26 protein-coding genes are annotated in these 24,757 nt (G+C 70.0%); 9 read left to right on the forward strand and 17 right to left on the reverse strand.

The window, feature by feature from the left end:
• Positions 1-18: 18 nt before the first annotated feature.
• The 4 genes from BLQ91_RS23065 to BLQ91_RS23075 form a co-directional block, all read right to left on the reverse strand.
• A complete protein-coding gene (locus tag BLQ91_RS23065; RefSeq protein WP_425412520.1) occupies positions 19-543 on the reverse strand; it encodes a YflT domain-containing protein in 525 nt (174 codons plus the stop codon).
• A 1,032-nt stretch (positions 544-1,575) separates the two neighbouring features.
• Positions 1,576-2,331: a LamG domain-containing protein gene (locus BLQ91_RS23070; RefSeq protein ID WP_090099695.1), complete on the reverse strand. Its 756-nt coding sequence runs from the start codon at positions 2,329-2,331 to the stop codon at positions 1,576-1,578.
• Between the two features lie 45 nt (positions 2,332-2,376).
• Positions 2,377-2,619, reverse strand: coding sequence for a hypothetical protein (locus BLQ91_RS40435; RefSeq protein ID WP_143022774.1), 243 nt, complete (start codon positions 2,617-2,619; stop codon positions 2,377-2,379).
• Between the two features lie 411 nt (positions 2,620-3,030).
• Entirely contained in the window at positions 3,031-4,227 is a 1,197-nt protein-coding gene (locus tag BLQ91_RS23075; protein WP_090099697.1) for an acyl-CoA dehydrogenase family protein, read from the reverse strand.
• A 201-nt stretch (positions 4,228-4,428) separates the two neighbouring features.
• Between BLQ91_RS23075 and BLQ91_RS23080 the strand changes: the two genes are divergently transcribed.
• Positions 4,429-4,809: a DUF4190 domain-containing protein gene (locus tag BLQ91_RS23080; RefSeq protein WP_090099699.1), complete on the forward strand. Its 381-nt coding sequence runs from the start codon at positions 4,429-4,431 to the stop codon at positions 4,807-4,809.
• Between the two features lie 9 nt (positions 4,810-4,818).
• Here BLQ91_RS23080 and BLQ91_RS41565 read toward each other — a convergent pair whose 3' ends face one another.
• Positions 4,819-4,995, reverse strand: coding sequence for a hypothetical protein (locus tag BLQ91_RS41565; protein WP_176959912.1), 177 nt, complete (start codon positions 4,993-4,995; stop codon positions 4,819-4,821).
• A 156-nt stretch (positions 4,996-5,151) separates the two neighbouring features.
• Positions 5,152-6,111 carry an HpcH/HpaI aldolase/citrate lyase family protein gene (locus tag BLQ91_RS23090; protein WP_090099701.1) on the reverse strand — a complete coding sequence of 320 codons (960 nt, stop codon included), beginning with the start codon at positions 6,109-6,111 and terminating at the stop codon, positions 5,152-5,154.
• 109 nt (positions 6,112-6,220) lie between these two features.
• Here BLQ91_RS23090 and BLQ91_RS23095 point away from each other — a divergent pair, with 109 nt between their 5' ends.
• From BLQ91_RS23095 to BLQ91_RS23110, 4 genes are read left to right on the forward strand one after another with little or no spacing between them, the layout of a single operon-like run.
• Complete coding sequence (locus tag BLQ91_RS23095) at positions 6,221-6,556, forward strand: hypothetical protein (protein ID WP_245733756.1); 336 nt, start codon at positions 6,221-6,223, stop codon at positions 6,554-6,556.
• Positions 6,553-7,386: an aminoglycoside phosphotransferase family protein gene (locus tag BLQ91_RS23100; protein ID WP_090099702.1), complete on the forward strand. Its 834-nt coding sequence runs from the start codon at positions 6,553-6,555 to the stop codon at positions 7,384-7,386. The genes BLQ91_RS23095 and BLQ91_RS23100 overlap by 4 nt, the downstream gene beginning before the upstream one ends.
• Positions 7,387-7,400: 14 nt before the next feature.
• Positions 7,401-8,654 (forward strand): magnesium transporter MgtE N-terminal domain-containing protein, encoded by a 1,254-nt coding sequence (locus tag BLQ91_RS23105; RefSeq protein ID WP_090099703.1) that lies wholly within the window; start codon positions 7,401-7,403, stop codon positions 8,652-8,654.
• Entirely contained in the window at positions 8,647-9,132 is a 486-nt protein-coding gene (locus tag BLQ91_RS23110) for a DUF1003 domain-containing protein (RefSeq protein ID WP_090099704.1), read from the forward strand. Before BLQ91_RS23105 ends, BLQ91_RS23110 begins: the two co-directional genes overlap by 8 nt.
• A 24-nt stretch (positions 9,133-9,156) precedes the next feature.
• Here BLQ91_RS23110 and BLQ91_RS23115 read toward each other — a convergent pair whose 3' ends face one another.
• Together BLQ91_RS23115 and BLQ91_RS23120 are read right to left on the reverse strand one after the other, a co-directional pair.
• A complete protein-coding gene (locus BLQ91_RS23115) occupies positions 9,157-9,555 on the reverse strand; it encodes an NUDIX hydrolase (protein ID WP_090099705.1) in 399 nt (132 codons plus the stop codon).
• Positions 9,552-10,019 carry a MarR family winged helix-turn-helix transcriptional regulator gene (locus tag BLQ91_RS23120; protein WP_090099706.1) on the reverse strand — a complete coding sequence of 156 codons (468 nt, stop codon included), beginning with the start codon at positions 10,017-10,019 and terminating at the stop codon, positions 9,552-9,554. The genes BLQ91_RS23115 and BLQ91_RS23120 overlap by 4 nt, the downstream gene beginning before the upstream one ends.
• Positions 10,020-10,122: 103 nt before the next feature.
• On the opposite strand from BLQ91_RS23120, the gene BLQ91_RS23125 reads away from it, so the two are divergent.
• The gene (locus tag BLQ91_RS23125) at positions 10,123-11,268 is read left to right on the forward strand and encodes an Mrp/NBP35 family ATP-binding protein (RefSeq protein WP_090099707.1); all 1,146 of its coding nucleotides are present in this window, start codon (positions 10,123-10,125) and stop codon (positions 11,266-11,268) included.
• Between the two features lie 65 nt (positions 11,269-11,333).
• On the opposite strand, the gene tatB is transcribed toward BLQ91_RS23125, so the two are convergent.
• The 4 genes from tatB to sigE form a co-directional block, all read right to left on the reverse strand.
• Positions 11,334-11,711, reverse strand: coding sequence for a Sec-independent protein translocase protein TatB (gene tatB, locus BLQ91_RS23130; RefSeq protein ID WP_090099708.1), 378 nt, complete (start codon positions 11,709-11,711; stop codon positions 11,334-11,336).
• A gap of 17 nt (positions 11,712-11,728) precedes the next feature.
• Complete coding sequence (locus BLQ91_RS23135) at positions 11,729-13,249, reverse strand: S1C family serine protease (RefSeq protein WP_090099710.1); 1,521 nt, start codon at positions 13,247-13,249, stop codon at positions 11,729-11,731.
• 66 nt (positions 13,250-13,315) lie between these two features.
• The gene (locus tag BLQ91_RS23140; protein ID WP_245733757.1) at positions 13,316-13,846 is read right to left on the reverse strand and encodes an anti-sigma factor family protein; all 531 of its coding nucleotides are present in this window, start codon (positions 13,844-13,846) and stop codon (positions 13,316-13,318) included.
• Entirely contained in the window at positions 13,843-14,424 is a 582-nt protein-coding gene (gene sigE, locus BLQ91_RS23145) for an RNA polymerase sigma factor SigE (RefSeq protein ID WP_090100013.1), read from the reverse strand. The genes BLQ91_RS23140 and sigE overlap by 4 nt, the downstream gene beginning before the upstream one ends.
• A 219-nt stretch (positions 14,425-14,643) precedes the next feature.
• On the opposite strand from sigE, the gene BLQ91_RS23150 reads away from it, so the two are divergent.
• The gene (locus BLQ91_RS23150) at positions 14,644-15,276 is read left to right on the forward strand and encodes an O-methyltransferase (RefSeq protein WP_090099712.1); all 633 of its coding nucleotides are present in this window, start codon (positions 14,644-14,646) and stop codon (positions 15,274-15,276) included.
• 96 nt (positions 15,277-15,372) lie between these two features.
• On the opposite strand, the gene glgC is transcribed toward BLQ91_RS23150, so the two are convergent.
• Positions 15,373-16,587 (reverse strand): glucose-1-phosphate adenylyltransferase, encoded by a 1,215-nt coding sequence (gene glgC, locus BLQ91_RS23155; protein ID WP_090099714.1) that lies wholly within the window; start codon positions 16,585-16,587, stop codon positions 15,373-15,375.
• Positions 16,588-16,675: 88 nt separating this feature from the next.
• Between glgC and glgA the strand changes: the two genes are divergently transcribed.
• Positions 16,676-17,827, forward strand: a complete 1,152-nt coding sequence (gene glgA, locus BLQ91_RS23160) for a glycogen synthase (protein ID WP_090100014.1) — start codon at positions 16,676-16,678, stop codon at positions 17,825-17,827.
• A gap of 1,329 nt (positions 17,828-19,156) precedes the next feature.
• Here glgA and BLQ91_RS23165 read toward each other — a convergent pair.
• Positions 19,157-20,401: an MFS transporter gene (locus BLQ91_RS23165; RefSeq protein ID WP_090099716.1), complete on the reverse strand. Its 1,245-nt coding sequence runs from the start codon at positions 20,399-20,401 to the stop codon at positions 19,157-19,159.
• Between the two features lie 52 nt (positions 20,402-20,453).
• Here BLQ91_RS23165 and BLQ91_RS23170 point away from each other — a divergent pair, with 52 nt between their 5' ends.
• On the forward strand, positions 20,454-21,347 hold the full coding sequence (locus tag BLQ91_RS23170) for a LysR family transcriptional regulator (protein WP_245733758.1): 894 nt from the start codon (positions 20,454-20,456) through the stop codon (positions 21,345-21,347).
• Here the strand turns inward: BLQ91_RS23170 and BLQ91_RS23175 are convergent.
• The 3 genes from BLQ91_RS23175 to BLQ91_RS23185 form a co-directional block, all read right to left on the reverse strand.
• Positions 21,329-22,927 (reverse strand): amidohydrolase family protein, encoded by a 1,599-nt coding sequence (locus tag BLQ91_RS23175; RefSeq protein WP_143022775.1) that lies wholly within the window; start codon positions 22,925-22,927, stop codon positions 21,329-21,331. The genes BLQ91_RS23170 and BLQ91_RS23175 overlap by 19 nt on opposite strands.
• A gap of 80 nt (positions 22,928-23,007) precedes the next feature.
• Positions 23,008-24,417, reverse strand: a complete 1,410-nt coding sequence (locus BLQ91_RS23180) for a leucyl aminopeptidase family protein (protein ID WP_245733759.1) — start codon at positions 24,415-24,417, stop codon at positions 23,008-23,010.
• Between the two features lie 159 nt (positions 24,418-24,576).
• Positions 24,577-24,744 (reverse strand): DUF3117 domain-containing protein, encoded by a 168-nt coding sequence (locus BLQ91_RS23185; RefSeq protein WP_090099723.1) that lies wholly within the window; start codon positions 24,742-24,744, stop codon positions 24,577-24,579.
• Positions 24,745-24,757 lie beyond the last annotated feature (13 nt).

Genomic DNA, 24,757 nt, shown 5'->3' on the forward strand with positions numbered 1-24,757 from the left:
AATGCCCTTATGTAAGCCTTAAGAACTCGGGTTCACCGGCCGCATCGCGAGCTTCGCGAGCAGGTCACGGCCCTTTTCGGCCGACTTCGGGTGGCACAGGACGTCGTACCGGTTCGCAACCAGTTGGGACGCGGACTGGAAGTCCCTCTTGCCCTTCGCCGACCCGTACCCGACCGCCGCGAACACCAGCCCGAAGAACACACCGGTGATCAGGCCCGTGAGCACCGGCCCGACCGTCACGCCGGGCTCCGGGCTGAACAGCGTGAGCAGCAGTCCGACGAACAGACCGAACCACGCACCGCTGGCCGCGCCGGTCGCGAGGACGCGGCTCCAGGTGAGCTTGCCCGTGATCCGCTCGACGAGCATCAGGTCGACGCCGACGATCATCACGTCCTGCACCGTGAAGTCCTCGACGGCGAGGAAGTCGACCGCGCGCTGCGCCTCCTCGTACGTGGCGTACGAGCCGATCGGCCACCCCGTCGGCGGAGTGGGCAGGCGGGGCGGGACGCCGGGCCGGTTCGGGTTGGCGAACGGACTCGTCACAGGGACCACCTCTGTCGCGACGCGCTGATCGTCCCATCCTGCCAGTGCGGGATACGGCGTGCCGACACGCCTGCGGGTGCTTTGCCGTGATGCGCCGATAAGCGTACGGCCGTCGACACGGGGAAGATCGCTGGTCGCGCATTCCGCCTTGGGCGGGTGAGTCTCGTCCGGCAACAGAACCTCTGACTGCGGACGTACGCCCGGAGCCGGAGGTTCTGCCACTCGTCCTGCGCCTCACCTACCAGGAGCCGACGAAGAAGTACTCGATCCGGCGATCATGGGACCTGTCAGCGAGTCCCACTCCTTCTGTCATCGACGGCAAATTGTGGACGCATCCGACAAATCCGTGCAGATCGATCCGACCGAGCTCGTCGAGACCACTGATCACAACAGCGATCGGAGGTTCACTTGCGCTCCGCTGCAAATCCCACGAACGATCACTGCAGGCCGCCCGGCTACCGGCACCCAGAACGGAGAAGTCGAGCTTGTCGGTCAGTTCGACGAGGAGAACTCCTCAGCCTTCTCCCAGGAAGCAGGAAAAGCAGCACGAACGACTTGGAAGCCGAGGTCGGAAAGACCTTCCAGCAGCACCGCGGAGTCACCCGAACCCACGAAGTACGGCTCGGATCCTGGCCACGGAAAACGTGAGGCCAGATCAACCCACGACTTCGGGCCTCGCGAATCAGCAGCCACGACGCTTCCCCCGAAGTTGGACGACTCCGTCCTCACGATGACCGGCGTGCCCCATCTCGCCCCGCTCCGAAGATCAGGCGGCCGGATCCGGGCCGCTTGCCGCCCTCCGAAGCCGGCAAGATGCCGGTTTCCACATGATGGCGATTCGAAGCCGACGGAAGTCCTACCCGACAGCGAATGCCGGGTTTTTACGCGTACCGCCTTGCTCGACTCCAGGAGGATGGCCGCCATCCCTGTCCGTTGAGTCGATGACCTCACGCGCGGGTTTGCGCAGCTCTGCAGGAACACCACTGGAATCAGTCGTGCACGGGTTCGACGGCGCAAGGACGCCGGCAGACCTCACACCTGGTCGAGGTAAAGCGCGAACACCTCGTCGTGGGTGAGGACGTCGCCGTGGAAGCGAACCTCGTCGACCGAGCCGGGGAAGAACCCGGCGGCGACACCGGCCTTGCGCGCCGCGCCGACCGTGAAGCCGCCAGTTCCGCTCCACTGGTTCAGGGTGGTGCCCTCGCCGACCAGAGAGCCGTTCACGTACAGGCGGACCCGCTGGTCCTGCGCGTCGTACACACCCACCAGGTGCGTCCACCCGCTGACCTCCTCCGGCACCCCGGACACGGCGGCGGAGGTCACGGGAGCGCGATCGGTGTCGGCCTCAGCGACCGAGAAGCTCCAGTTGCCGGGGTGGTCGCGGTTCCTCAGGTAGGCGAGCGAGAAACGACTGCTGCGCACACCGTCACCGCTCACCGCGACCAGGTTGCAACTGCTGGTGCACGGGGCAGGCAGGGCCACCCACGCGGACACCGTGAAGCTCTGTCCGGTGTCGACCGTCAGCGGGCCGGCCGCGGTGCCACCGTCGAGGACCAGGCCACTGCCGGACTTGCCCGCGCCGAACGCGGCACCGCCGGAAAGCGTGGCGGTGGAACCGGTCACCGCGTCCACGGTGGTCACGCCGGACGCCTCGTCGAGCCGCCAGTGACCCGCCAACGACGCTTCGGCCTGAGCGGTCCCCGCTGCCAGGCCCAGCGAGATGATCGCAGCCGTCAAAGCCAATGCCGCACGCATCGAAGTCCCCCAGATGTCCGCGCTCTCCAGCACGGTCCGCGCACACCATAAACGTGGATCCAGCGGCGTGGCCAGGACTTATCGAGCGATCATCATCTCGAACCGATGTGCGAAGGCGCGGTACGAGCGTGCGTGGACGTCCCTGTTGCGCGCACGCTCGGAGTCGAGCAACGACTCGGGCTTCGCGACGAGCTCACGGGAGAGCGCGTCCCACGTCGCGTGCTTGTCGATGTACGGCTTGCCGTGCTTCAAAAATGTTGCAACCAAAGAGGAAGCGTTGGCCGCATGGTTGCCGCCGGTCTCGAAGGTCCATCGCCACACGGCCTTCTCCGGCATCAGGGTGCCGAGAGGCGTGGAAACAACTGGTGCGGTGGGTATTCCGACGCCCAGTGCGCGGCAGACTTCGTCGTAGCGGCGGAAGCAGACGCCCACCAGCGGGGTGACGTCCAGCGTGCCCGACAGGCCGAAGCCGAGCCAGCCGACGACGCCGTCGCCGCGATCTTCGAGCCAGACGTGCCAAGGGGCGGTAATCGCGGGCCACCGCCACGAGCTCCTCGACGGAGGCCGGGCACAGCGGCGTCAGCAGGTCGGTGAACAGTGCGGCGGCGACACAGGTCTCGGAAGCGTCAGATCTGTGGTCGAAGTGAGCGAACCCCATGACCGGCTGACGAAAACCGTCAGGGGCCAGTCCCGGGAAAGAACGGCCCCCAACGGGCGAACGACTGTCCGTGTCTAGCCGCGTGACCGGTAGTCGCGGAGCAGGCCGCGGGAGATGATCGTCTTCTGGATCTCCGAGGTGCCCTCGCCGATCAGCAGGAACGGGGCCTCGCGCATCAGGCGCTCGATCTCGTACTCCTTGGAGTAGCCGTAGCCGCCGTGGATGCGGAACGACTCCTGCGTCACCTCGGCGCAGTACTCGGAGGCGATGAGCTTGGCCATGCCGGCCTCGACGTCGTTGCGCTGCCCCGAGTCCTTCAGGCGCGCGGCGTTGACCATCATCAGGTGCGCGGCCTCGACCTTGGTGGCCATCTCGGCGAGCTTGAACGCGATGGCCTGGTGCTCGGCGATGGCCTTGCCGAACGTCCTGCGCTGCTGCGAGTACTCGATCGCGAGCTCGAAGGCGCGGATCGCGATGCCGCACGCGCGGGCGGCCACGTTCACGCGGCCCACCTCGACGCCGTCCATCATGTGCCGGAAGCCCTGCCCGGAGACGCCGCCGAGGATCTGGTCCGCGGCGATCTCGAAGCCGTCGAACACCATCTCGGTGGTGTCGACGCCCTTGTAGCCCATCTTGTCGATCTTGCCCGGGATGCTCAGGCCCGGCAGGACCTCGCCGTAGCCCTCGGGCTTCTCGACCAGGAACGTCGTGAGGTTCTGGTGGGCCTTCTCGGCGCCCTCGTCGGTCTTCACCAGGACGGCGGTCAGGTTCGACGTGCCGCCGTTCGTCAGCCACATCTTCTGGCCGTTGATCGTGTAGCCGCCGGAGCCCTTCACGGCTCGCGTGCGGATCGCGGCCACGTCGGAGCCGAGCTCGGGCTCGGACATGGAGAACGAGCCGCGCACCTCGCCCGCGGCCATGCGCGGGAGGTACTTCTCCTTCTGCTCGGGCGTGCCGTGCTGCTTGAGCATGTGCGCCACGATGAAGTGGGTGTTGATGACACCGGAGACGCTCATCCAGCCGCGCGCGATCTGCTCGACGACGAGCGCGTAGGTCAGCAGGGACTCGCCGAGGCCGCCGTACTCCTCGGGGATCGTCAGCCCGAAGAGACCCATCTCCTTCATGCCGTCGACGATGTCGGCGGGGTACGTGTCGCCGTGTTCCAGCGTCTGGGCGTGCGGGATGATTTCCTTGTCCACGAACGTGCGAACGGTCGCGAGGATTTCTTCCTGGACGTCCGTGAGACCCGCGGTCTGGGCGAGGCGCGCCATCGCACTTCCCTTCCAACGCTTCGGTTACCGGCGAGTATGGACCGGTTAACGCTCGTTTGCGACCGGGGTGTGCTCTCCGCAACACGGAGGCGTCGGCTGAACCGAAACAGCATCCCTGGCAGGTGTAATGCCGCACCCGCACGCGACGAACGAGGTGGGTGGACCTTAAGATCCCGGCTCACCACTTCTAGGGGGACCCTGATGACTTACGACCCGTACAACCCCAAGCAGCCAGGCGATCCGTACGGCCAGCAGCAGCCCTACGGCCAGCCCGGTCCGTACGGCCAGCAGCAGCCGATGTACGGCTACGGCTACCAGCCACCCGTGCAGAAGCCGCAGACGAACGCGATTCTCGCGCTTGTGCTGTCGTGCGTGGGTTTCGTGTCGTGCGGTCTCACCGCCATCGCGGGCGTTATCTTCGGCCACATCGCGCTGGGGCGGATCAAGCGGGGCGAGGAGGACGGTCACGGCATGGCGCTCGCCGGTGTGATCGTCGGTTACGTGCTGATCGTCGGCTGGCTGGCGTACTTCGCGTTCATCATCATCGCGGTCATCGCCGCCGCGAACTCGAACACCTACTGATTCCGGGACTCAGCCCGCGAGGGCGATCTCCAGGGCGCCACCGCAGTGGCGGCAGACGTCGGCGAACACGTGGACGTCGGCAGCGCATCCCGGGCAACTGCGGAAGCTGCGCTCGAGCAGGTCGTCCTCGCGGCGCCTGAAGAGCCGCAAGCGCTTGCCGGCCTTGCCGTTACTCGAACGTGACATGCCCCAGAGCATGCCCCCACACCGGGGCGAGATCGCAATCTCCGGTGACTGATTGTGCGTTACTTCACCCGTTTCAAACACAACCTGTGACGATCGAACACGTCCAGTGACAATCGGGGTGAAGTAACGCACAATCCGTAACGGTTGCGAACCGGCTCAGTCCTCCGGCGGGGTCCACACGTTCGACCGCGACATGCCCGCCGCGCGGCCCTTGCCGGAGATCACCAGCGCCATCTTGCGCGAGGCCTCGTCGATCATCTCGTCACCGAGCATCACCGCGCCGCGCTTGCCGCCCGCCTCGGACGTGAAGTACTCGTACGCGTCGAGGATGTTCTCGGCGTGGTCGTAGTCGTCCTGCTTCGGGCTGAAGACCTCGTTGGCCGCCTCGATCTGGCCGGGGTGCAGCACCCACTTGCCGTCGAAGCCCAGCGCCGCGGAACGGCCGGCGACGCGCTGGTAGCCCTCGACGTCGCGGATCTGCAGGTAGGGACCGTCGATGGCCTGCTTGTCGTGGGCGCGCGCGGCCATCAGGATCCGCATGAGGATGTAGTGGTAGGCGTCGCCGACGTCGTAGCCGGGCGGCTGCTCACCGACGACCAGCGACTTCATGTTGATCGACGCCATGAAGTCGGCCGGGCCGAAGATGATCGTCTCCACGCGCGGGGAGGCGGTGGCGATCGCGTTGACGTTGTTCAGGCCCAGCGCGTTCTCGATCTGCGCCTCGATGCCGATCCTGCCGACCTCGTAGCCCATGGTCTTCTCGATCTGCGTGAGCAGGAAGTCGAGCGCGACGACCTGCTCGGGCGTCTGCACCTTCGGCAGCATGACGCAGTCGAGGTTCGCGCCGGCGCCCTCGACGACCTCGGTGACGTCGCGGTACGTCCACTCCGTGGTCCAGTCGTTCACGCGCACGACGCGGGTCTTGTTCCCCCAGTCGCCCTCGTTGAGCGAGGCGACGATGGTCTTGCGGGCGTCGGGCTTGGCCAGCGGCGCGCAGGCGTCCTCCAGGTCCAGGAACACCTGGTCCGCCGGCAGCGTGCGCGCCTTGTCGATCATCTTCTGGCTCGAACCGGGGACCGCCAGACACGAGCGACGGGGACGCTGCTGGTCGACCACTGGAGTACCTCCTCGTACCGGCCGGTAACTGTGGCGCCACAGTGGCACGCATCGTCTCCGGGCGCATATTCGCTGAGTCCCGTTTCACAGACCCTGGCAGTCTGAACCGGTGGAGATCACCCGAGTACTCGACGCGGCGCTGCGGAAGGCGGCCGCGGTCTGGATCACCTCGCCCGGCCGCGAGCCCCGTCTCGTGCACGCGCACTGGCGCGACGACGCGCTGTGGGTCATCAGCGGCGGCACCGAACCGGAAGCGCCGCTGACCGACGGGGCCGAGGTCACCATCACCGTCCGCTCCCCCACCACGCACTCGCACCTGGTCGACGTCCCCGCCGTCGCGCACCTGACCGAGCCCGACGACGAGACGGCGCAGGCGCTGAGGACCGCGCGGCTCAACACCAGGCCGGAGTGGGAAGCCGTGTACCGCCTGGAGTTCGGCTCATGATCACCGTCCCGGCCGGCTTCGGCGAGGGCCTCGGTGACGGTGCCGCCGAGTGGGTGGCGAAGCTGCCGAAGCTCGCGACGAAGGCGTGCGCGCACTGGCGGCTCACGCCGGACGGCCCGCTGATGAACGGGTTCTGCGCGATCGTGCTGCCGGTGCGCCAGGCCGACGGGCACCCGGCCGTGCTCAAGCTGACCTGGGTCGACGAGGAGACCGAGCAAGAACCGCTCGCTCTGCGGGCTTACGACGGCAACGGCGCCGTGCGGCTGCTGGACCACGACGCCGAGCTCGGCGCGCTCCTCCTGGAACGCCTCGACCGGCACTCGCTCGACGACGAGCCGATCGACCTGGCGATCGGCGTGATCGGCGATCTGCTGCGCCGCCACCGCGTGATCGAGGCGCCGGACGGGATCCGCCGCTTCGCCAACGCGCTGGCGGACCACCCCGCGGTGCCGCGCCCGCTGCTCGACGCGGCCCGCGAGGCCGGGACCAGGCCGATGGGCACGACCCTGGTCAACGAGGACCTGCACTACCAGAACGTGCTGCGCGGTGACCGCGAACCGTGGCTGGTGATCGACCCGAAGCCGCTGTCCGGCGACCCCGAGTACTGCATGATCCCGTTGCTGTGGAACAGGTTCGACGAGCTGGACGGCCGCAAGGGTCTCACCGACCGCTTCCTGGCGATCTGCGACGCCGGTGAGCTGGACGCCGGGAAGGCGCGGGACTGGACGCTGCACCGGGCCGTCGCCAACTGGATCTGGTGCCTGGAGGAGGACGTCGCCGACCTGGCGGTGATCTGCGCCGAGATCGCTCTGTGGGCGGCCCGTACGTGATCTAGCCTGGTCCTGTGGTGGCTGTGAACCGGGTTTTCATCGCTCAGCTGGCCGGACTCCCCGTGTTCGGCCCCGACGGCGAACCCGTCGGCAAGGCCCGGGACGTCGTCATCAGCCTCCGGATCGACCGGCAACCGCCGCGCGTGCTCGGCATGGTCGTCGAGCTGGTGACGCGCCGGCGGATCTTCGTGCCGATGCTGCGGCTCACCTCGATCGAGCCGAACGCCGTGACGCTCGCGACCGGGTCGGTGAACCTGCGGCCGTTCCACCAGCGCGTCAACGAGGTGCTGGTGATCGGCGAGCTGCTCGACGCGAAGATCCAACTCGACGACGGCGGCACCGCGGTCGTCGTCGACGCCGCGATGGAGCTCACCCGCACCCGCGACTGGCGCATGGTCCGCGTCGCCGGGCGGGAGCGCACCGGCCGGTTCAGCCTCAAGGGCCCGGTCCAGGTGTGGAACTGGGAGGACGTCGGCGGCCTGAGCGTCAACGAGATCGCGGGCCAGCCGCAGGGTGCGCACCAGCTCGTCGCGGTCTTCGAGGGCATGCGCGCGGCGGACGTCGCGCACGCGCTGCACGAGCTGCCTCCCAAGCGCCGCCACGAGGTGGCGGACGCGCTGGACGACGAACGGCTCGCGGACGTCATCGAGGAACTGTCCGAAGAGGACCAGAAGGACGTCCTGTCGCACCTGGACGAGGAACGCGCCGCGGACGTCCTGGAGGCGATGAACCCGGACGACGCGGCAGACCTGCTGAGCGAGCTCTCCGAGGGCACCAAGGACCGGCTCCTGGAACTGATGGAACCCGAGGAGTCCGAACCGGTCCGGCGCCTGCTGGAGTACTCCTACGACACCGCCGGCGGCCTCATGACGCCGGAGCCGATCATCCTCACGCCGGACGCGACGATCGCGGAAGCGCTGGCACGGGTGCGGAACCCCGACCTCACGCCCGCGCTGGCGTCGATGGTCTTCGTGTGCCGCTCCCCCTCCGCGACGCCGACGGGCCGCTACCTCGGCTGCGTGCACATCCAGCGGCTGCTGCGCGAACCGCCGTTCGACCTCGTCGCCGGAGTGCTCGACACGGACATGGCGCGCCTGCCCCCGAACGCCTCGCTGAGCGACGTGACGCGCTACTTCGCGACCTACAACCTGGTGTGCGCCCCGGTGCTCGACGAGGCCGAGCACCTGCTCGGCGCCGTCACCGTGGACGACGTGCTGGACCACCTGCTGCCGGACAACTGGCGCGAGACGGGACTGAGCCATGCCTGAAGTACTGCCCCGGCGCAGGCTCGACCAGCCGCGCGAACCGAGGAGCTTCCGGTTCTCGGTCGACCCGGACGCGTTCGGTCAGCTCTCCGAACGGCTCGCGCGCTTCCTGGGCACCGGCAAGTTCCTGTTCTGGCAGACGTTGCTCGTCGTCATCTGGATCACGGTGAACCTCGTGGCGGTGTCACTGCAGTGGGACCCGTACCCGTTCATCCTGCTGAACCTGGCCTTCTCGACACAGGCCGCCTACGCCGCGCCGCTGATCCTGCTGGCGCAGAACCGGCAGGACGACCGGGACCGGGTGTCGCTGGAGGAGGACCGCAAGCGGGCGGCGCAGACCAAGGCGGACACCGAGTACCTGGCGCGCGAACTGGCCGCGGTGCGGCTGGCCCTCGGCGAGGTGGCGACGCGCGACTTCATCCGCGGGGAGCTGGAAAAGCTGGTGAAGGAGCAGAACAACACGCGCAAAGTCCGGCCTTGACGCCGCGGGACGCGACGGGCCGGCTCACGGCCTGACGCGGCCGCTCTCCACCAGGTCGTTCAGCACGTCGTGGATCGCGGGAGCCGTCTCGGCGTGCGCGCGGTACTCGTCGCGCGTCACCCAGGTCAGCTCGGCGATCTCGCCGGTGGGCCGCGGCGTGCCGAGCAGCTGTGCGGTGAAGCAGGTCATGTCGACGACCGCGCCTTCGCCCTCGCCGTACGCGGGTGCGACGTAGCGCTTCAGCTCGGCGGGATCGCGAGCCTCGACGCCCAGTTCTTCCGAGACCTCCCGGCGGAGCGCCTCGACCGGTGTCTCGTCGGGCTCGATCTTGCCGCCGGGGAGGTAGAAGGCCTTCTTGTTGCGTGAGCGCACAACGAGGAGGCGGCCAGCCTCGACGTGCACGAGTCCCACCACCGTGATCACGGGAACACGTCGTCCGCTGCCAGGCGGTCGCACGTGCGGCCGAAGGCCTCGAGCTCGCCGGGGCCGAAGCTCTCCCCGAAGTGCTCGGCGACACCGGTCAGGTGGGTGGTGGAAGCGCTGCGCAGACGTTCGGCGCCCAGCGGTGTGAGCACGGCCACGATGCCGCGTCCGTCACCGTCTGCGCGTTCGCGACCGACGAGGCCCGCGCGTTCCAGGCGGTCCACGAGGCGGGTCACGCCAGAGCGGGACAGCAGGACGGCGTCGGCCAGCTCGGTCATGCGCATGCGCGTGGAAGGCGACTCGGCCAGTTGGACCAGCACGTCGTACGCCGCGAGCGATAGGCGCTGCTCAGCAATCAGTTCGGCCTCGAGGACCCTCGTGATCCGTGCATGCGCGCGGAGGAACGATCGCCACACCCCTAGCTCGACACGGGTGGGCAACCGGGAACTACCCGATTCCGGCACGGGCGTCGATGTTACGGACAGCGTCCACTCCGCTACGACCTGGCCCTGCGCTGGAAAGTGACCGGCCGGTAGGACGGCCCTGAACCGGACGTAGCATGGATCGGTGACCACCACGCAGCCCCTCCCCACCGTCGAGGACGTCCGCAAGGCGCTCGCCGGTGTGCAGGACCCCGAGATCCGCCGCCCGATCACCGAGATCGGCATGGTCAAGGACGTCGAGGTCGGCGCGGACGGTGCCGTTGTGGTCGGCGTCTTCCTGACCGTCGCCGGGTGCCCGATGCGCGACAAGATCACGGCCGACGTCACCACCGCGGTCTCCGCCCTCGACGGCGTGTCGTCGGTCCGGGTGGACCTCGACGTGATGAGCGACGCCCAGCGCACCGAGCTGCGCAAGACGCTGCGCGGCGGCACCGAGGAGCCGGTCATCCCGTTCGCCCAGCCGGGCTCGCTGACGCGCGTGTACTGCGTCGCGTCCGGCAAGGGCGGCGTCGGCAAGTCCTCGGTGACCGTGAACCTCGCGGTGGCGATGGCGGCCCGCGGCCTGTCGGTCGGCATCGTCGACGCGGACATCTACGGCCACTCGATCCCGCGCATGCTCGGCGTGGACGGCCGTCCCACCCAGGTCGAGAAGATGATCATGCCGCCGCAGTCGCACGGCGTGAAGGTCATCTCGATCGGCATGTTCACGCCCGGCAACACCCCGGTCGTGTGGCGCGGGCCGATGCTGCACCGGGCGCTGCAGCAGTTCCTCGCGGACGTGTTCTGGGGCGACCTCGACGTGCTGCTGCTCGACCTGCCGCCCGGTACCGGCGACGTCGCGATCTCCGTGGCGCAGCTCGTGCCGAACGCGGAGATCCTGGTCGTGACGACGCCGCAGCAGGCCGCCGCCGAGGTGGCCGAGCGAGCCGGGTCGATCGCGCTGCAGACCCGTCAGCGGGTCGCGGGCGTCATCGAGAACATGTCGTGGCTCGAGATGCCCGACGGCTCGCGCATGGAGGTCTTCGGTTCCGGTGGCGGCGAGGCCGTCGCGGAGTCGCTGTCGAAGGCGATCGGGTCCGAGGTGCCGCTGCTCGGCCAGGTGCCGCTCGACCCGCGCCTGCGGGAGAACGGCGACACCGGCACGCCGATCGTGAAGGCCGTGCCGGACTCGGCCGCCGCGCAGGTGCTGTCCGAGGTGGCGACGAAGCTGAGCGTGCGGTCGCGCGGCCTGGCCGGCCGGCTGCTGAACGTCTCCCCCGCCGGCCGCTAGAGCCGGTTCCCGGCACGGAGAAGGGGCCCTGCCGAGCGAGTCGGCGGGGCCCCTTCTCCACGAGCTCAGGTGGCGTCCGGGTCGTACGGCGGCCGCTCGCCCGGCGCGAGCGGGCGCTGCTCGGCCGCGGGCGGGGTCGAGGGCGTCGGGTAGCCGTTCGACTTGGTCGTCGGCTCCGGGTCTTCGAACAGGTGCTTGGCCACCGCGCGCTTCGGGTCGAAGTTGCGCAGCTCGCGCAGGTCCTCGAGGGGCTTGCGGAGCTGTTCGAACTCCGGGCCCATCTCCTGCTTGAGCTGTTCGCGGGCGCCGGTCGCGTACTCGCGGACCTGGCGGACCGTCTTGCCGAGCCACGCCGCGGCGGACGGCAGGCGTTCGGGCCCCAGGATGAAGAGACCCGCGACCACGATGATGAGGATCTCCACCCATCCGATGCTGTCGAACACGGGCCCCAGCCTACTTGTCAGTCGCTCTTCAGCGTCACGTCGAGTTTGAGCTCACGGCCCTGCCTGGCGAGCACGACCTGCACGGTTTCGCCGATTTCGCGCTCCCTGACCGCTACGACCAGTTCGGCGGCGTTGCGGACCACGCGGTCGCCCACCTTGGTGATCACGTCGCCCTCCTGGATGCCGGCGGCGGCCGCGGCACCTCCCGCGGGGACGTTCTGGACCTGGGCGCCCTCGGATGTCTCGGCGGACACGCTCTTCACGTTGACGTTCATGTCCGCGTGCTTCACCGAGCCGTTGCGGATCAGCTCCTGGCTGATCTTGCGGGCCTGGTTGCCGGAGATCGCGAAGCCGAGGCCGACGGAGCCGCCCGTCTCGGTGCGGATCGACGAGTTGATGCCGACCAGGGCGCCGCGCGAGTCGACGAGCGCACCACCCGAGTTGCCCGGGTTGATCGCGGCGTCGGTCTGGATGGCGTCGTAGGTGACCTGCGGGCCGCCGTTCTCGCCCGCCGCCGTCACGGGGCGGTGCAGCGCGGAGACGATGCCCTCGGTGACGGTGTTGGAGAGCTGCAGCGGCGAGCCGATGGCGATCACGCTGTCGCCCACCTGGAGCTCGTCGGAGTTGCCGAACTGCAGGACGGTCGGGTTGGTGACCTCGACCTTGATGACGGCGAGGTCGGTCTTCGGGTCGCGGCCGACGACGCGGGCCTGGGCTCGGGTGCCGTCGGTGAAGATGGCGCTGAGCTTGGCCGACGTGTCCTGGGCCGCGGGGGCCACGACGTGGTCGTTGGTCAGGACGTAGCCGCCGCCGTCGATGACGACTCCGGAGCCGACGCCCGCGACGTTGGCCCCCTTGAACTCGATGGAGACCACGCTCGGGGTCACGCGCTTCGCGATGTCGGAGATCGAGCCGGCCGGGCGTTCCTTGCCTTCGGCGACCTCGGCGAGGGTCACGGTGGAGTCGGTCAGCGGGTTGCCCGCGCGGCCGATCAGCCAGCCGACGAGACCGCCGACCGCGCCGAGCACCAGCGCGACCGTCAGCAGCAGCGCGAGGGCCGCCGGCTTCACGCGGCGGCCGAAGAGCAGTTCCGGAACGCTCAGCTGCGGGCCGGGCCCGGGCTTGCGCTCGGGTTCGCCGGGAGGTTCCTCGCCGACGGCGGGCGGGCCGATCACGGCGCCGGACGCCGGGTCGCGCCACGGGTCACCCGCGGGCTTGTCGCCCCAGAAGACCGGGTCGATGTCCGGGTCGGGGCTGGAGGTGGGCTGCGGCGGGCGTTGCAGCAGTTCCGAGGAGCCCTGGCGGCCGAACGCCGTCACGAGGGACTCCGGGGGCGGCGGCGCCGTCTGGAGCTGGGGCGCGGGCACGTCCCGCGAGGCGAACGCCCCGGCGACGCCGGCGGGACGGCCGAAGGCGGTCGCGTGCGCGGGGTCCACCGGCGGCTGCACCAAGGGACGGGGCCGGAGCCTGCGGTGCGCTCCGTCGTCCACCCCGGAAACGGGTGTGGACGTCTGGCCGTTGGGCGACTGCTGGCTCATCTCTCCCCGAGTTTTTCCGCTAGGAGTGCTGAACCACAGCGTGCCTCACGAACAGTGAAATGACTGTCAGGGAGTGGTGGCGAAGACCGCGCCGGCCTTCTGCGGCGCGGCGGGCGCGGGCGGGGCCTCGCTCTCCGGCGTGGTGAACGCGAGCGCGCCGAGCAGCATGCCGCTCACGACGACGCCGGCACCCTGGCGGGCGCGGCGGCCGTTGAACCAGCCGTTGCTGCCCAGGGGTCTGGACGACCCCAGCACCGGCCCGGCACCGAACGCGGGCTTGTCCGTGCGCTGGACGGCGACGAACTGGCCGTCCTCGGTGATCGCGAGCCCGTCCGGGGCGGACGGCAGCTCGACCTCCTGGGGAATGGCACCGAGCCTGTCCAGCAGCGACGCCGGCGCCGTGGGCGTCGAGGCGGTGCGCACCGCGGCGCGCGCCTGCTGCTGGGTGTAGGCCTCGAAGGCGCAGAAGCCGCACCGCTGGATGTGCGCCGAGGCCCGTTCGTGGGCGGTCGGGGAAAGCTCCCCGTCCACGAACGCGACCACGGCGTCCAGCGCTAGGTGCTGCTCAGGCAGTCCCCAACCACGGAGGTCGGTCATGCAGAGTCCTCCAGCAACGATTCCTGACGACGGCGTTCGAGAGCGGCCTTCAGGGCCTGGCGGCCCCGGTGGATCCTGCTCCTCACGGTACCCATCTTGACCCCGAGCGTGGCACCGATCTCCTCGTAGGAGAGCCCTTCCACGTCGCAGAGCACGACCGCGGCGCGGAACTCCGGCGGGAGCTCGTCCAGCGCGGCCTGCAGGTCGGGGTCGAGGTGGTTCTCGTCGTAGATCTCCTCGGGGGACAGGTCGTCGCCCTCGAGGCGGTCGTTGTCCTCGGGCAGCGCCTCCATGCGGACACGGCTGCGACGGCGGGCCATGTCGAGGAAGAGGTTGGTGGTGATGCGGTGCAGCCACCCCTCGAAGGTGCCCGGCTTGTACGACGCGAGTGAGCGGAAGACGCGGATGAACGTCTCCTGCGTCAGGTCCTCGGCGTCGTGCTGGTTGCCGGTCAGGCGGTACGCGAGCCGGTAGACCCTGTCCGCGTGCTCGCGGACGATGGAGTCCCACGAAGGCGGCGTCCAGTCGGCCGTCTCGATGGGCGCGACGGCCTCCGGCGAACTCGACTGCGTGCGCATCAGGTGTTTCGGCACCTCCATGTGGGCCGCCCGGCGACCCTCGTGCGGCTCAACGGACGGCGGGTCCGGCTTGTTCCCGACCAGAGCCTGGCTTCTTGCCTCTGTACCTTCTCCTGCCCGCTTTAAACGATCGTGAGAGAGGGCTGAGAGCACCCTGAGAATCTCGGTTCGGGCCGCGTTCACCCGTTTTGGGCACAAGGGGCACTAGCCTGCTTACCCGTGACCTCGGAATCGGCCCTGCGGGAGTACGTCGAGCAGTACCTCCCCGAGGACGACGTGCACCTGGCGGCGCGCGCACGCGGCCAGGAACTGGGCTGCGTGCCCATCGGCGCGGGTGGAGGCGCCGCACTGCGGTTCCTCGCGACCGCACTCCAGGCCCGCGCGGTGGTCGAGATCGGCACCGGAGCGGGCACCAGCGGCCTCTACCTCCTGGCGGGGATGCCCAGGTCGGGAATCCTGACCTCGATCGACGTGGACCCCGACCACCAGCGCGCCGCCCGCGAGGCCTACGCGGCCGCCGGCGTCTCGCCCTCGCGCACCCGCCTGATCATGGGCAAGGCGCTGGAGGTCCTGCCGAGGCTCACCGACGCCGCGTACGACCTCGTCTTCGTGGACGCCTACAAGCCGGAGTACCCGCAGTACCTCGAACACGGGGTCCGCATGCTGCGGCCGGGCGGCGTCATCGCGTTCGACAACGTCCTGTGGCACGGCGCCGTCGTCGACCACACCAAGCGCGACGAGTCGACCCAGGCGATGCGGGACATCGCGCGGCTGGTCAAGGAGGACGACCGGCTCGTGCCCGTCATCCTGCCGCTGGGTGACGGCCTGCTCGTGGCCGCGCGGCGCCCATGAGAACCGGACGGTGTCCTGCGGCGGTCATCGCGGCGAACGAGCCCCATCCCGAGGGTCAGGACGACGTGAAGCCGACCGGCTGCTGACGCCGGGAGCTCAGTAGGCCCGGACGCCCTTGCCGAGGATCGTGACGCCACCGGCGCTGACCGTGTAGCGCTCGCGGTCCATCGGCGCGTCCACACCGATCAGCGCACCGTCGGGCACCACGACGTTCTTGTCCAAAATGGCCCGCCGCACGACGGCGCCCTTGCCGATCCGGACCCCGGGCAGCAGCACCGACCCCTGCACCACCGACCCGACCTCGACCGTCACGTCCGAGGAGATCACCGACCCGTGGATCTTCCCGGAGATGATCGACCCCGGACCCACCATCGAGTCCTCGGCGGACCCGCCGGCGATGAACTTGGCCGGGGGCAGCGGCGGCGTGGCCGTCCGGATCGGCCACAGCTGGTTGTAGAGGTTGAAGATCGGGTGGACCGAGACGAGGTCCATGTGGGCGTCGTAGTAGGCGTCGATCGTCCCGACGTCGCGCCAGTACCCGCGGTCCCGGTCCGTGGCGCCGGGAACCTCGTTGTCCTGGAAGTCGTAGACGTGCGCCTTCCCGCGGTCCACCAGCATGGGGATGATGTCGCCACCCATGTCGTGGTCCGAGTCCGGGTTCAACGCGTCCCCGCGCAGCGCGTCCAGCAACGCCTCGGTCGTGAAGACGTAGTTGCCCATCGACGCGAAGGTGACCTCCGGGTCGTCCGGCACGTGCGGCGGCTCGGACGGCTTCTCCAGGAAGCGCGTGATCTTGCCGGAGGCGTCGCTGTCGATGCAGCCGAAGGCCTTGGCCTCGTTGCGCGGCACGCGGATGCCGGCGACGGTCACGGCCGCGCCCGACTCGACGTGCTGCGAGATCATCTGGCCCGGGTCCATCCGGTACACGTGGTCGGCGCCGAAGATGACCACGTGGTCCGGCTTCTCGTCGTGGACGAGGTTGAGCGACTGGAAGATCGCGTCGGCGGACCCCGTGTACCAGCGCGGGCCCAGGCGTTGCTGGGCCGGGACCGGCGTCACGTACTGACCGAGCACATTGGACAGGCGCCACGTCGTCGAGATGTGGCGGTCCAGCGAGTGCGACTTGTACTGCGTCAGCACGCAGAGCTTGGCGAGCCCGGCGTTGACGAGGTTCGACAGCACGAAGTCGACCAACCGGTAGTTGCCCCCGAAGGGCACAGCCGGTTTGGCGCGGTCGGCCGTCAGTGGCCACAGGCGCTTGCCCTCACCACCGGCTAGCACAATTCCGAGAACGTGTGGCTGCCCCTTCACAGCATGTGACCCTATCCGTGCGATCGTTCTCGAACCAGACGCAAAGCGGTTCATCCCAACACCTGTGCCGGTGATCTACGGTAAGTGCGTGCGAGTTGCGCTGCTGACACGGGAGTACCCGCCGGAGGTCTACGGCGGAGCGGGCGTGCACGTGGGATTCCTCGTGCCGCACCTCCGCGAGCTCGTGGACGTCGACGTGCACTGCTTCGGTGCGCCGAGATCGGACGCCACGGCCCACAACCCGCCGCACAGCCTGGAGCAGGCGAACGCGGCTCTCACAACCCTCGCCGTCGACCTGGAAATGGCCGCGCACATCTCCACGGCGAACCTCGTCCACTCGCACACGTGGTACGCCAACATGGGCGGTCACCTGGGCAAACTCCTCCACGGCATCCCCCACGTGGTCACGGCGCACTCGCTCGAGCCGCGCCGGCCGTGGAAGGCGGAGCAGCTCGGCGGCGGGTACCGGATCTCGTCGTGGGCGGAGCGCACGGCGTACGAACACGCCGACGCGGTCATCGCCGTGAGCGAGGGAATGCGGGCCGACGTGCTCGACGCGTACCCCGCTCTGGACCCCGCCAAGGTGCACGTGGTGCGCAACGGGATCGACAGCGACGCGTACCACCCCGTTGCCGAAACGGACGCCCTGACGTCACGCGGAATCGACCCCGGGAAGCCGATCGTGGCCTTCGTGGGAAGGATCACCCGCCAAAAAGGTTTGAGCCACCTCGTGGCCGCCGCGCACCACGTGGACCCCGAGGCGCAGATCGTCCTGTGCGCCGGAGCACCCGACACGCCGGAGATCGCCGAGGAGATCCGGGCGGCGGTGAGCGAGCTCGCCGAGACGCGGACGGGTGTCTTCTGGATCCAGAAGATGCTGCAGCCCGCCGAGATCCGGCAGATCCTCAGCCACGCGGCGGTGTTCGTGTGCCCGTCGGTCTACGAACCGCTGGGCATCGTGAACCTGGAGGCGATGGCGTGCGGCACCGCGGTCGTCGCGAGCGACGTCGGCGGCATCCCCGAGGTCGTGGTCCACGGCGAGACAGGTCTTCTCGTGCACTACGACGAGCGGGATTTGTCGACATATCGACTCGAATTGGCCCAGTCCATCAACGAACTGATCACAGACCCGGAACGCGCGAAGCGGTTCGGAGCCGCCGGGCGCACCCGCGCCGAGCAGGACTTCTCGTGGGCGACGATGGCCGCCCAAACCGTCGAGGTCTACCGCAGTGTGATCTGAGCCACACTCTTGCAGGGCAACCCTGAGGAGTGAGGACCGCCTTTAACCAGTAGTGACGTTGTGACTTCAACTGGTGAGGGGCGCGAGGACTGTGCGTGCTGGGGTGCTGGGTCTGGCGGTCCTGCTCGCGGTGACCGGATGCGCCACAGCCCCGGCCGCACAACCCACGGCCGTCCAGCTCACCGTGGACGGCCGCAAGCTCGCCGACGCCTCCGACCTGCAGTCCCTCGCCGAGTCCCAGCTGGCCTACACGCTGGAGTACGGCTACGTGGCACGGGCGGGCGCCGCCGCCGTCAGCTGCTGGTTCGCCAGGACGGGCGTCGAGTCCGAGGTCGACAAGCGGCTGTGGTGCGGGCCGGTCCAGGTTCCCGGCACCGGCGCCGGCACCGACTGGGTGCCCGTACCGCTCAAGGAAGTCACCAAGACGGATGACGAGGTCCGTTACGAGGTGCAGTCGCCGCAGGTGCCGGAGAAGGGCAACCGCAGCACGCCGGACGGGATGCTCGTGCGCACCGACGGCAAGGAGTTCGACCCGAAGAAGCAGCAGGACCTGACCGCCGGCCGCGACTTCCTCGCCGTGCTGCCCGACGACGGCAAGCGCACCAACGTCGACCTCGGGCTCGGCGACGCCGACGTCGAGCTGCGCGACGACCTGCTCGGCACCGCCGTCACCGGCTGGGCGAACCCGGACATCTGGTTCACCGCCGAGGGCACGCTGCGCGCCGAGACCGGCTCGCGGCTGCGGGTCGTGCGGATGAAGGTCGAGAAGCTCAACGAGACGGACAGCGGTTTCCAGCGCACCAACTGGCAGGGCTTCGCCCCGCAGCCGTCCGAGCTCGCGCTGGAGGTGCCGGGCAAGCGCCAGGTCCTGCCGCCCGAGCGGCTGCCCGCGAACGGCTCGGTCTTCGTCGTCTACACCGTGCCGGACCCGCAGGAGGGCACCGAGTCGCTGACGCTCGGCACGCTCGGCGCCAAGTCGCTGGAGCAGCGCGCCGAGATCCCGTCCGGCAAGCGCACCGACACCCCGCCGCCGGTGCTCAAGCGCGCCGCCGGCCCCGCCCAGTTCGCCGAACGGACGCAGAAGGTCCGCTTCGGCGACCGCGAGCTCGGCATGAAGGTCACCGGCGTGAAGCTCGGCCGTCAGCGCCCGGTCAAGCTCGGCGAGGGCCAGTACGACATCGCCACGATCTCCGCCGCGGACAAGGCGTTGCTGGAGGTGCGGTTCGAGGCGGTCGGCACCCTGCCCGACACCGCGGGCGGCCTGTGGACCAAGGACCTGATCACCGTCACGCTGCCGGACGGCTCGACGGCCCCGCAGGTCGGCGCCCGCTACGACGGCGGCCCGCTGCCGTTCGCGGTCGTGGTCGAGGTCCCCGCGGACCTCCGTTCGGCCTCGGTCGGCATGGTCGAGGGCACCCTGGAGCTGCCGCGCCTCGGCAGGACGGCGATCGCCCCGGCCGACTCGCGCGTCACCCTCGCGCTGGAGTTCTGAGCCAGCACCGCCGTCAACGCGAGCCAGCCCAGGACCACCAGCACCAGTCCCGTCCAGCCCCACTCCTCGTAGGCCGTGCTGCCGGACGTGCCGCCGATGCTGCTGCCCACGTAGAACCCGGCCAGGTACAGCCCCGCGGCGTGACCGCGGGCGTGCTCCGGGGCGCGGGCGCTGACCCAGCCGCTCGCCGTGGTGTGCGAGGCGAAGAACCCGGCGGTGACGACCGCCAGGCCGAGCGGCACCCACACGAGGCTCGCCAGCGCGCCGGCGGCGACCACGCCGACGCACAGCAGCAGCACCCGGCCGCGGCCGAACCGGTCGGCCAGCCTGCCCGCGAACGCCGCGGCGGTGCTGCCGAAGCCGTAGAAGAGGAAGACCAGCGTCTCGAGCCACGCCGGGCCGGTGAGCTGGAAACCGGCGACGTTGTAGAACGAGATGAACGCGCCGACGAGCAGCATGGCGACGACGTACAACGACAGCAGCACCGGGTCCCTCAAGGCCGCCTTCATGCCGCTGGGCGCCCGCTTCGGCCCGTGCTGGGCCCCGGGCAGCAGGAACACCACGACCAGCGCCGCGACCAGCCCGAACACCCCGGCGAGCAGCACGGAGCCGCGCCACCCGAGCCAGTCGGACGTCATGCCCGCGACGAGCCGTCCCGCCATGCCCCCGAGGCTGTTCCCGGCGATCATCGCGCCGGTCGCGGCACCGAGCCCGCGCGTGTCCAGCTCGTCGGCGAGGTAGGCCATGGACGCCGCGGGCACACCGGCGGCCGCGACGCCCTGCAGCACGCGCAGGACCAGGAAGACCTCGTAGTTCGGTGCCAGCGGCAGCACGAGCCCGAGCAGGGCCGCGACCAGCACGCTGACGACGATCACCGGCCGCCGCCCGGCGCGTTCGGACAGCATCGCGATCGGCAGGACCGCCACGGCCAGCGCGAGGGTCGCCGCGGACAGCGCGAGCGAGGCCGCGCCCGGCCCCAGCCCGTACTCGGCGGCGATCTGCGGCATGACCGGCTGCGGGGTGTAGAGCAACGCGAAGCACGCGAACCCCGAGGCGGCGACGGACGCGGTCAACCTGTTCACCCGTCCGACGCTAAGCCATACGTCCAATACGGAAATGGGCCAGAATCGATCCGTGGACGAATCGGACCTGGCCCCGAAGCTGGCGGTGCTGAAAGCACTTGCCGCCGACGAGCACGTGACCCGTGTCGCAGAACGCCTCGGACTCCCCCAGCCGACGGTCAGCAGGTGGGTCGCGGAGCTCGGCGACCGGCTCGGCGCGCCGCTGCTCGTGAGGTCCGGCCGCCGGGTCCGCCTCACCCGCGCGGGCCGGTTGCTCGCCGACGCCGCCACCCGGTCGCTGGCCGCGCTCGAACCGGGCCTGCGCGAGGTCGAGGAGGAGCTCGACCCGGAGAAGGGCCGCGTCGTGCTGGGCTTCCTGCACATGCTCGGCCGCGCGATCGTGCCGGAGCTGGTCCGCGGCTACCGGGCCGAGCACCCGCACGTGCGGTTCGGCCTGGTCCAGAACGCACGTCAGCCCGTGGTCGACAAGCTCGTGAGCGGCGAGATCGACCTCGCGCTGGTCGCCCCGCCGCCCGCCGGTCCCGAGTTCGAGACGGTGGTCGTGTTCGAGCAGCCGCTGATCGTCGTCGTGCCGGCGGGGCACCGGCTCGAGTCCCGCGGGTCGGTGCGCGTCGAGGACCTGGCCGACGAGGACCTGATCACCCTGGAGCACGGCTACGGCCTGCGCCAGATCACCGACGACATGTGCGCGGCGGCGGGCTTCGCGCCGCGCTACGTCTTCGAGTGCCAGGAGATCGAGACCGTGCGCGGGCTGGTGGCGGCGGGTCTCGGCGTGGCACTGCTCACCCACGCCGAGTTCGCGCCGCCGCCCGGGCTGCGGGAGCTGTCACTGACCCCGCGCACCGGCCGGACGTTCGGGCTGACGTGGCTGCGGGACAGCCCGCTGACGCCCGCCGTCCGCGCGTTCCGCGACCACGCCCTGAGGACTCACGGCGTCCAGGCCTGAGTCCCCGACCAGGTGCGCAGGTACGACTCGGCGCCGCTCAGCATGTCCCGGACGAGCTGGTCGCCGCCGAGCTGGCGGACCCTCTCGACCCAGTCGGGCAGCAGGCCGATGTGCGCGCCCCCGTCGACGTTGATGTCCCAGACGCGCTCGCCGGTGCGCTGCCGGTCGACCAGCGGGCCCTCGGGGAAGGTGCGGAACGGGTACGTCACGCCGGTCTGCGGTGCCGGGTGCGAACCCACGCCGTTGTAGTCCGAGCCGAACCCGATGCCGACGTCGTACTTGCGGCGCAACGGCTCCGCGGCGGCGGCCTGCGCGACGTACCCGGCGGGGTCGTTCTCGTAGCCCGCGATGAACCCGCCGAGCCGGTAGACCTGCTCGGTCCACTGGGCGTCCATCCAGCTGTGGCTGGACACGATGCCCGGGAACTTCGCCTGCGCGGCGAGGTCGAGCGTGCGCCCGGCGGCCTTCACGCTCATGTGGTCGATCTCGATCATCATGTGCTTGCGCATCATGGCCTGCACCGCGTACTCGCCGAGTGACGTCAGCCCGCGCACGTTGCAGCGCTTGGCCGGGTCGTAGGCGGGAGCCACGACACCCGCGGGGATCAGCGCGTTCGGGCCGACGGTGCCGATCGGGTTGTCCTGCTGCGGTCCCTTGCACTGCTCGGTCTGCCACCACTGGCCGGTGCGCAGGAACTGGCCCGCGTTGATCACGCCGCCCTGCGTGCCCGAGTCGAACCGGACGCCGCACAGCGCGTTGTCGAACTTGTGGCAGAGGAACGCGCTGCGCGCGCCAAGCGCGTAGACCTCGTCCAGCCCGCGGTCGATGTCGGCCCGGCCGCACAGCGGGACGTCGAGGAACGTCCGGCAGCCGAACAGCTCCGAGGTCTCGATGCCGAGCACCACGGCGAGCTTGCCCTGGGCGATCACTTCCCTGGCCTGTTCCGCGGACGTGACGATGCGGAACCAGCCCTTGCCGGCCCCACCGAACTGCTCGTCGACGAACGCCTGCAGCTCGTAGGTGCGCTGGGCCTGCAGCCGCACCGACGCCATCTCGTCGCAGCCGCGGTCCTTGAACGGGTGGATGACGCACAACGTGGCGTTGCTGGTCAGGTCGGTGACCAGGACGCGCTGCCCGCCGCGCCAGGCCCGTTCCAGCCAGGCGTAGTAGTTCTGCTGGTGCGAGACCGTCGTGTCGGAGGGCCAGTCCTCGAACGTCGGCCAGCCCACCGGGTCGTGGCCGTCCAGGTCGCCCGTCACGATGGCCTCGAAGATCGCGCCCAGGCCCGCCGGGTGGTGCTCGGGGCAATCTTCGAGCGCGTCCGCGACGCCCTGCTCGGAGAACGGCTTGCCGCAGATCAGGCGGCCGCCGAAGCCCTCGTTGGTCATGAGGTGGTTGTGCGCGTCGACGAACCCGCGCACCCGGCCCTGGCCGTCCGTTCCCCGGAACGGCTCGCCGGTCACGTTGATCTGCGAGTCCGGTGCCGGCCGGGCCACCGGTTCCCACCAGGGCGCGCTCGCCGCGGCGGGGGACAACGACGCTATGACCAACGAGACGGCGAGAGCCAGGCGGAGTAACACGAGCGCTCCTCTACGACGTTGTGAAGGAGCTCACATCATGCCGTGGAACGTCGCCGTCTCGTATCGGCAGATCGGCGGGACTAACGCGAATATTTTTCAGCCAGCTCGACCAGGGTCCGCGCACCGAACCCGGTGGCTCCGGCGACGACCTCGTCGTACACCTTCTCCGACCGCGCCGGGCCCGCGATGTCGAGGTGCGCCCACGGCACGTCGCCCGCGAACTTCTGCAGGAACAGCGCCGCCGTGATGCCACCGGGGCCGGGAGGGCACTGCCGGTAGTCCGCGATCTCGCTGTCGACGGCGCTGACGTGCTCCTCGAGCAACGGCATCCGCCACCACCTCTCGCCGACGTCCGCCCCCGCGGCGATGACATCGGCCGCGAGACCGTCGGAGGAGCTGAACACGCCGCCCGTGCGCAGGCCCAGCGAGACCTTCATCGCGCCCGTCAGCGTCGCGACGTCGACGAGCAGGTCCGGCTTCAGGTTCGCCACCGCGTACGCCATCGCGTCGGCCAGGACCATGCGGCCCTCGGCGTCGGTGTTCGTCACCTCGGTGGTCGCGCCGCCGTAGTGGCGCACGACGTCGCCCGGCCGGTACGCCGAGCCGCTCACGTGGTTCTCCGCGCACGGCACGAGGCCGGTCACCCTGATCGGCAACCGCCGCCGGGCCACGGCCAGCAGGGCGGCGATCACCGCGCCGCCCCCCGCCATGTCGGTGCGCATCAGGTGCATGCCGTCGGCGGGCTTCACCGAGATGCCGCCCGTGTCGAACGTGATGCCCTTGCCGACGAAGACCAGGTGCGGGCCGGTGGTGCCGTAGGTCAGCTCCAGCAACCGCGGCGGGCGGGACGAGCCGCCACCGACCGCGAGCACGCCGCCGAAGCCCTGCTGCCGCAGCCACTTCTCGTCGCGCACGGTGGCGGTGAGGCCGTCGGCCTTGTCGGCGAGCTTGGCCGCGGTCGTCGCGAGCCAGCGCGGGTCCTTGACGTTGGACGGCGCGTTGGCGAGGTCGCGGGTCAGCGCGGTGGCCGTGGCGAGCGCGTGGGCCTTCAGGGCGGCGGAGGTCAGCACCTCTTCGAAGCCCGTGTCGGCCGTGATCAGCCGCAACGAGCCGACCCGCCCGGGGGCCTCCTCGCCGGTGACCTTGAAGCGGTAGCCGCCGAGCGCCGCGCCCAGCACGAACGCGCGCACCTTCGCGGCGTCGAAGTCCGGGGTCAGCAGGACGTCGGCGGTCTTGGGAGCGTCCTCACCGCTCAGCGCCCGCGCGAGGGCGGCGCCGGCCGTGCGGTAGTCGGCGGGCGTGCCGGTGCCCACGCCGAGGGTCCACCTGTCGTCGTGGCGCACCGCCTCACCGGCCTTGCCGGTCAGGTCGGAGACGTCGATGCCGTCGCCACCCGGCCCCAGCGCCGGTCCGGTGCCCGTGAGCACGACCGACGGGACGTTGCGGCGCGAGGTGGTGGCCACCTCGACGTCCACGAGCTTGGTGGGCACTGACGGGACCGTCGACGCCACGGTTGGGCCTCCTCATCGCTGTGACGAGCGTTCATTCTCGCCCAGGCCTCCGACGCGCCCCACCTGGGGCGAGAACGAAGCGATGCCCCGGTCTCCACTGTGGAAACCGGGGCTCGAACTGCTTCCTCGCCGGGTGCCTCAGCCGACGGCGGCCTTCAGCGCGTCGCCCAAGGCGCTGGCCTCGTCCGCCGACATCTCGACGACAAGGCGCCCACCACCCTCGAGCGGCACGCGCATGACGATGCCGCGTCCCTCCTTGGTGACCTCGAGGGGACCGTCGCCGGTCCGGGGCTTCATGGCCGCCATCGCGTGCTCCCTC

It is taken from the genome of Lentzea jiangxiensis (genome assembly GCF_900104175.1).
Classification (GTDB): domain Bacteria; phylum Actinomycetota; class Actinomycetes; order Mycobacteriales; family Pseudonocardiaceae; genus Lentzea; species Lentzea jiangxiensis.